General features: G+C 70.1%; 7 protein-coding genes. 1 reads left to right on the top strand and 6 read right to left on the bottom strand.

Annotation, left to right across the window (positions count from 1 at the left end; translation table 11 throughout):
• Positions 1-328: 328 nt before the first annotated feature.
• Entirely contained in the window at positions 329-1,018 is a 690-nt protein-coding gene (locus ABZT03_RS42385) for a polysaccharide lyase family 7 protein (protein ID WP_356049424.1), read from the bottom strand.
• 419 nt (positions 1,019-1,437) lie between these two features.
• Here ABZT03_RS42385 and ABZT03_RS42380 point away from each other — a divergent pair, with 419 nt between their 5' ends.
• Entirely contained in the window at positions 1,438-1,899 is a 462-nt protein-coding gene (locus ABZT03_RS42380; RefSeq protein ID WP_356049422.1) for a cellulase-like family protein, read from the top strand.
• 103 nt (positions 1,900-2,002) lie between these two features.
• Here ABZT03_RS42380 and ABZT03_RS42375 read toward each other — a convergent pair whose 3' ends face one another.
• The 5 genes from ABZT03_RS42375 to ABZT03_RS42355 all read right to left on the bottom strand — a co-directional run bounded on the left by ABZT03_RS42375 (position 2,003) and on the right by ABZT03_RS42355 (position 6,301).
• On the bottom strand, positions 2,003-2,893 hold the full coding sequence (locus tag ABZT03_RS42375) for a hypothetical protein (RefSeq protein ID WP_356049420.1): 891 nt from the start codon (positions 2,891-2,893) through the stop codon (positions 2,003-2,005).
• Between the two features lie 288 nt (positions 2,894-3,181).
• Positions 3,182-3,559 carry a fic family toxin-antitoxin system, toxin component gene (locus ABZT03_RS42370; RefSeq protein WP_356049418.1) on the bottom strand — a complete coding sequence of 126 codons (378 nt, stop codon included), beginning with the start codon at positions 3,557-3,559 and terminating at the stop codon, positions 3,182-3,184.
• Positions 3,559-3,798: a hypothetical protein gene (locus ABZT03_RS42365; protein ID WP_356049416.1), complete on the bottom strand. Its 240-nt coding sequence runs from the start codon at positions 3,796-3,798 to the stop codon at positions 3,559-3,561. Before ABZT03_RS42365 ends, ABZT03_RS42370 begins: the two co-directional genes overlap by 1 nt.
• Positions 3,799-3,889: 91 nt before the next feature.
• A complete protein-coding gene (locus ABZT03_RS42360) occupies positions 3,890-4,423 on the bottom strand; it encodes a 2'-5' RNA ligase family protein (RefSeq protein ID WP_356049414.1) in 534 nt (177 codons plus the stop codon).
• 234 nt (positions 4,424-4,657) lie between these two features.
• A complete protein-coding gene (locus tag ABZT03_RS42355) occupies positions 4,658-6,301 on the bottom strand; it encodes a SpoIIE family protein phosphatase (RefSeq protein WP_356049412.1) in 1,644 nt (547 codons plus the stop codon).
• Between the last annotated feature and the right edge of the window lie 452 nt (positions 6,302-6,753).

The following is a 6,753-nucleotide window of genomic DNA, read 5'->3' as shown; positions in this document are numbered from 1 at the left end:
TCTCGCCACTGGAGTTCGAACAGCAGCATCAGAGCCCGGTTACACTCTCCCTCACGGCATGAAACCCCTGTGTCCACACTCCGGGGGTCACCTCAAGTCCAGGTCAGGCCGGCGTGGCGCTGCTGCGGGACGAGACGGACAGGCGCAAAAACCACCCGCCTCGGCGTCACCAGGAGCCCGTGCAGGCACAGCCCCCGCCCTCGACGTTGCCACGGTTCTGGAACTGCACCTCGTCGGCGGCATACGCCCGCCCCCGGCCGCACTGGTCGCGCCGGCCAGGACCGTGCCGCCTAGCACGGCGAGAGCCTGCCGGCGGCGCACGGCACGGTCACCTCGTCCAGTAGCGGATGTTGCGGAAGCGGGCCTCCGCCCGGCCGGAACCGTGGTTGTACACGCCGTTCTTGAAGTAGCGGGTGGCGGGGCCGCGGTCGTCGACCGTCAGGACGAGGGAGTCGTCGAAGTACACCTTGATGGTTCCCGTACCGCTGCTCGCCTGGTGGGCGATCTTCACGTTGAACCAGGTGTTGTACGCGCTCGTCTTGAGCACCGTGCCGTCGTAGCGCCGGACGGTGCCACCGCTGGTGTTGTAGGCGTTGAGCATGATGTCGGTGGCGTAGGTGCCCTCGGGGTGGATGCCCCGCAGGATCTGGACGAAGGTGGCGCCGTCGGTGCCGGACGGGAGGTAGACGTCGGCGTCCCACATGTGGTTGCCCGTGGCGTAGTCGACCTTCCAGCGCATCTCGGTGCGCGAGTCGGTGGAGCTTCCCTCCTGGAACGGCTCGTCGGTGGCGTACACCCACATACGGTCGACGCCACCGCTGTAGCTGTGCCGGTCGCCGATATCGAGGTTCCAGGGTTTGTGCCAGCTGTACGTGAACGAGGTCTGTGTCCAGCCCGCGGTCGGATCGGCAGCCGGCGCGGCCGGCGCGGCACCGGCGAGCGGGGCCGGGGGCAGGGCGAGCGCGGCGCCGCCGGCCACCAGGCCGGCCCCGGCTCGTAAGACGGATCTCCGGTTCATGGGGTGTCCTACCTCCAGAGGGGTGGGTTCGCGTCCTTCCCGTGACCGGTCGGCCTCAGGCCGACCGCGGGACGCGCGGTGAGGAACGCGAGGCAGACAATCCCAATACATCGGAGGAGTCAAGAACTTCGACTCAGAAAAAGAGGTGTGCCCGACTGAGAGATCTCACTAAAAATACCTATTCACGACGTATTTTCTGGACGGCGGGTATTCATCGACAGCCCTACAGGGAGACGCGGATGCGCCGATACGCCCGATGTATGCGTCGCTGGCCAGCTCTGGAGCGCCGGCCAGATCACTCAGCCCCCGCCCCGCCAGGAACAGGCCGGCGTCCCCCTGCCCGGTACGGGGATGCTGAGAACCGCGCCGGAGGATGCTGTGGGGCTCCGCACCCCGTGGCGGGCCGTGGTGACGGAGCGGTGGTTGACGTCGAGGCATACGGTGATGCCGGCTTCGCGGGCGACTACCAGCTGGACGAGCCCTGGCGGCTGGCCGCCACGGGGATACCGCGCGAACTGTTCTACGCACACGACTGGGTCGACCCCGACCGCTGGGACCTGTGGCTCTACGAGAACAATCCGGCGCACCGGCAGGCCATGCGGGAGACGCTGGCCGCGTGGGTCGACGCCGTCGCCGCGTTCGCCCGTCGCCGTGACGTCCCCGCCGTCCTCGGTGAGGGCGTCGTGGGATACACCCCGCTGCTGACGCGCTTCGAGGAGGACGCCGTCGGCAAGGACATCGCGGAGTTCGTCATCGACCGCTGCCTCGCCGCCGGCTTCCAGGGCGTCGTCCTGACCTCCAACGCGGCCCCGCACCACCCCATGTGGCACACCGACCGGGACTGGATGCGACGGGTCAACGCCCGCGTCACCACGAACTGAAGGCACCCTCCCCAAGACCCTGGCCGCGATCGCGGTGTCCCACGATCGCGGTCGCACTTCCGGGGCACGCTTCCGGGTCGACCTGCCGGTCGGGTGACCGGAGTCAGTCGGCCTGCTGGGTGACCGCCTCCCGATCGGCCGGCCGCGGTGGGGTGGTCCGGCGTTCCTGGACCTGCGCGTAGGCCACCAGACCCAGCAGGACGGCCAGCAGCACGGCCGAGGATCCCGCGGTGCCGAGGTCCAGGCCGCCCTTGGCGACCGGCTTGGTCAGGAAGTCACCGGCGGTGGCACCCAGCGGGCGGGTGAGGACGAAGGCGATCCAGAACAGCAGGACGTTCGGCACCACCGGCGCCTTCATCAGGGCGACGAGAACGGCAAGGGCCCCGCTCACGAGGAGCGCGCCACCGGCGTAACCGAGCCCGGAACTGTCGGAGAGGAAGTCGCCCATGGACGTGCCGAGGGTGTTGGAGACGAGGATCGCCGACCAGAACAGGGCCTCGCCGCGGAAGGTGACGATGTCGCGGATCTGGAAGGTCATCCCGGTGGCCTTCCAGACGGCGAAGATGACCAGCAGGATCGAGATGAGGATCGCCGCCCCGGCCGGATAGCCGAGGCCCAGACCCTGCGGTCCCCAGCCCAGCGAAGTGGCACCGCCGGAAAGGAACTTGGTGCTCGCGTCCCGGTTCATGAAGTCGGACGTCGTGGTGCCGGCCATGCTGGTCGACAGGATCACCGTCCAGTAGAGGAACGGGTGGTAGCGGCTCGACCTGAGCTGGACGACCAGCGTCACCACGAAGAGCAGGAACAGGACGATCGTGGTCAGGAAGTAACCGAGTTTCAGGGTCTGGGCGAAGAGGTCCCCCGCCGTCTCGCCGAGAGTGGTCGCGGCGACCTTCATGACCCAGAACGCCAGAGTCACCTCGGGTAACTTCTTCATCACCGACTTCGTCGCGCTGGCGACGTCTAGATCGGTGAACATTTCCGGTTGCTGCACGGTGGGGGGCTCCGATTCGCTCGTACGACAGAACGCCCGCCCCACGATGAGGACGAGCGCCCTGTGCCTTGCGGCGACCCCGAAGAGTGATCGCCGGAATCGATCTTGGCAGCGTCAGCCTGAACGCATCCTGAACGCGGCCCACACCCCTGTTCAGGCCGCTTGCGGGAGACGCGCTGCGACTGCGACACGCCCGGCGCCGTGACTGCGTCCCAACCCGGCGGTGCGACTGCGTCGCGTCCTTGGGTGCCACCGACGAATACGCGACCAGAACGAACAGGCGGGCGCTCAGGTGGTGGTGGGCCAGGTCCGCAGTACCGCGGCGATCCTTCCGGCCGTGCAGGCGGGATCGAGGAGCAGGTCCTTCAGGGCGACGGCATCCTCGCGGGCGGGCTTGACGGAGATCCCGGCCGCTTCCAGGTACATGACGCCGCAAGCGGCGGCGACGGCCATGTTGGAGCGTTCCAGCCAGCGGCACCGGCCCAGCGTGTGCACCAGGGCGGCAGCCTTGGCGTAAGGGCCCTCGTAGACGGCTTGCTCGAACAGTTCGGCCCGGTGGCGGGCGACGGCGGACACCGGAACGCCGTAGTCGTCGGGGGCCGGATCGTCGGCCCCGGCGGCCTCAGCGACCTGCAGGATCCAGGGAACATCGATGTGCAGGTCCATCAGGCCGCGTGCGCTCCCCGGGACGTCTGCTGGGCCTCTTCGGCCGCGTCGAACACCGCCTGGTGCTCGGCCAGGAAGCGGGCCGCCGCGTCCACCGCACGGGCACGCAGGCCGCTGGCGTCGTCCTGCACCAACCTGGCCAGGTAGTCCCCGATACTCAGTCCGAGGTCGGCGGCGCGCTTCTTCGCGAGTTCCGCGATGTCCTCGTTCACGCGCGCACCCAACTGTGTCTTGGCCATACCCGCATGGTAACAGCTGTTACCGACAGGGGGGCGACCGTCGAGGTGAAGGCAGGCGGCCGTACCGACTCGTCGCAGTCACCGGTTCGCCTCAACGGCGGGGCTCAAGCACTTCCAGGGCGCCGGTTTCGGTGTCGTAGCTGCGCAAGGTGGTGAGCCGGACCGGGAGCGGCGGCGCCGGCAGCACCTCGGGGACCTGCCTGCCGGCGAAGGCCCCGGCCCGCCGGGTCCGGCCGAGGGTGACATGCGGGCTCCAGCGTCCCGGTTCGTGGAAGGGGTTGAGGGTGGCAGGCGGGCTGTCGGAGGCGACCGCCTCCCACACCCGGCGATGCAGGCCCGCCAGCGCGGAGTCGAGGTCCAAGGCCCATGCCAGGACCGAGGTGGGCCGTTCGAAGCGGACCACACCGGTGAACCGCACCGGAAGCGGCAGGGCGGCGGCCACCTCGGCGAGCTCCCAGCGGATCGGGGCGGTCAACTCGCCGCAGGCCGCCAGAGTGAGGTGCGGGCTGTTGGTCGGTGAACGGTGGCGCGCCTGACTGGGCAGCCCCGCGTCCGCCAGCCGTCGCCACGCCTCCCGGACGGCGAGATCCGCCGCGTCATCCAGCAGAACCTCGACCGTGCGCACCACCACAGCCTATCGGCGACCCCCCGGGCGGGTCCGTCCGGGACCGGATCATTCGCACATTCACCCCGGCGCGACGGCGCCGCGCCCGACACCGCAGGGTGCCGTCCTCGGACGCCGGCCCGGTCCGTCGGGGTGCCGCGCGTCAGCGGTGGTTGACGTACGGGAACACCTCCTCCTACGCGGACATGGCGCTGCCGGCCGCACCCCGAGGGGACGGCTGGGCCGTACCGCCGCCTACGGCTCAGGGATGCGGGCGGCGATGAGGGTGATGTCGTCGCGGGTGTCGCCCAGATCGTCGGCGAGCTGGACGCAGAGCCGGTGCAGGGCGAGGTGGTGGTGGGTGTCGGCCTGCTGGCGCAGGCGGGTCATACCGGTGTCGATGCCCTGGGTGCGGGATTCGACGAGGCCGTCGGTGTAGAGGATCAGGGTGGCGCCGGCGGGCAGGATCATGCGGGCGGTGGGCCGTCGCATGTCGGGGCGTACGCCCAGGAGCATGGCGTGGGGGCCGGTGAGGTAGGTGCCGGTGCCGTTGCCGGTCATGAGGAGTGGCGGGGGGTGTCCGGCGGCGGACCAGGACAGTTCCCAGGTGCCGTCGGGGTTGGGGTGCAGGCGGGCCACGATGGTGGTGGCGGAGTCGGCGAGCGTGAGGCGGGCCTGGGCGGTGTCCAGGCGCTGCAGGATCTGGCCGGGTTCCTCCTCGGGGCGGTCGACGGCCAGGGCGCGGAGCATGTTGCGCAGTTCGCTCATGCGGGAGGCGGCCTGGATGTCGTGGCCGGTGACATCGCCGATGACCAGGACGGTGTCCCCGTCGGGCAGGGTGAAGGCGTCGTACCAGTCGCCGCCGACCTCGGCGGTGCGCTGAGCGCTCTGGTAGTGGGCGGCCAGTTCCAGGCCGGGCACCTCGGGCAGGTCGGTGAGCAGGGCACGCTGAAGCGTGGCGGCGATGTCGGCTTTGGCCGCGTGCAGACGGGCGTTGTCCAGGCCGAGCGCGGTACGGCGGGCGACCTCCTCGGCCAGGACGCGGTCGGTTTCGTTGAACGGGGGGCTGCCCGCCGCACGGATCAGGGTGAGGGCGCTCAGCGTCGTTGTGCGCACGCGCAAGGGAGCGATCAGAACGTCGGCTGCGTCCACCAGGCTCAGCAGGTCCGCTCCCGCCCCGATGGCGGATGCAGGCAGATGCTGGAGGGCGCCGCCCCTGCGGATGTGCTGCAGCGCGGCGTGGTGTTCGGGATGCTCGGGCAGGGGCGGGCCCGCGGGAGTGGGAGGCAGGACGCCGGGGAGGTGGTGGGCCCAGGCCACCCGGCGCAGGGCGCTGTCCGCGGTGAGGTCGATGATGGCTGTGTCCGCGAGACGGGGCACCAGTTGGCGTGTCAGACGTTCCAGTGCCTGGTCCGCGTCGAGGGTGGAGACCATGGCCAGGGTCAGTTCGCCGAGCCAGGTGATCTCCGCGAGGTCGTACTGGGCCTGCTCGCGCATCGTTTCGCTGTGCGCGTAGCGGTCCGCCCGCCGGTCGGCGCGCTCACGTTGGTCACCGATGTCATGGAAGACGACGACCGCGCCGGCGCTGTGGCCCGACCGCGCGGGCAGCGGGGCCGCGGACCACCACACGGGCAGCGCGGTGCCGTCGGCCCGCAGGAGCACCGCCCGGTCGCCGCTGACACGCTTGCCCTGAGCGACGTCCTGGAGGACCGGCCTCTGCTCGCGCAGCCCGCCGGTGTTGCCGCCGTGCGGGTTGAGCGCGGTGTGGGCGTCGACCCCGATCAGCGTGCCCGGCTCGTATCCGAGCAGCAGTTCGGCCCATGGGTTGCAGGCGATCACCAACCCGTCGCCGTCCACGGCGTACACGCCGGCGCCGGCGGCCTCGAGCAGGCCGGACATCAGCGCCCTGCTCCCCCGCGGGATGGCGAGGGCGTCTGTTTCACGGTGACATTCCACCCGCCGCATGTGCCCCATGCTTGCCCTCCGGCAAACATCGGGTCCTGCCGCCGACCATATCCTGCGGCATCAGCCGGCAGCCCTGTCGCGAAAGCGACGTCGGGGAGCGCGCCGATCTGACCGCTCATCGGAGTGAGCCGGCGTGAAGAGACGCCCGCCACGACGGGCGGACGTCGCGAAGGCGACCTGGACGACGCGGTCACATCACGGTGTTCAGCGGCCCCGGCATGTTGGCTTCAGGTACCGCGAGTTGAGGGTGCAGACGCCGAAATGGTCCACAACAACACGGGATCGGACAGATCTTGACTTCCTCCCCCTCGTAAACGAGGGGGATTCCTACGGCTCGCGCCGTGGGGGTTTCTGCTTCATAGCCGACTGCCCCGTCCGGGAGGACT

The organism is Streptomyces sp. NPDC005574 (genome assembly GCF_040605435.1).
GTDB lineage: Bacteria > Actinomycetota > Actinomycetes > Streptomycetales > Streptomycetaceae > Streptomyces.
Note: the sequence above shows the minus strand (reverse complement) of the source record. Positions and strands in the feature narration are given on the sequence as shown.

Bases quoted from the DNA above. Each gene is read 5' to 3' on its own strand.
- ABZT03_RS42385 (WP_356049424.1), bottom strand. From the start codon at position 1,018: ATGAACCGGAGATCCGTCTTACGAGCCGGGGCCGGCCTGGTGGCCGGC.
- ABZT03_RS42370 (WP_356049418.1), bottom strand. From the start codon at position 3,559: ATGGACCTGCACATCGATGTTCCCTGGATCCTGCAGGTCGCTGAGGCC.
- ABZT03_RS42365 (WP_356049416.1), bottom strand. From the start codon at position 3,798: ATGGCCAAGACACAGTTGGGTGCGCGCGTGAACGAGGACATCGCGGAA.
- ABZT03_RS42355 (WP_356049412.1), bottom strand. From the start codon at position 6,301: ATGTCCGGCCTGCTCGAGGCCGCCGGCGCCGGCGTGTACGCCGTGGAC.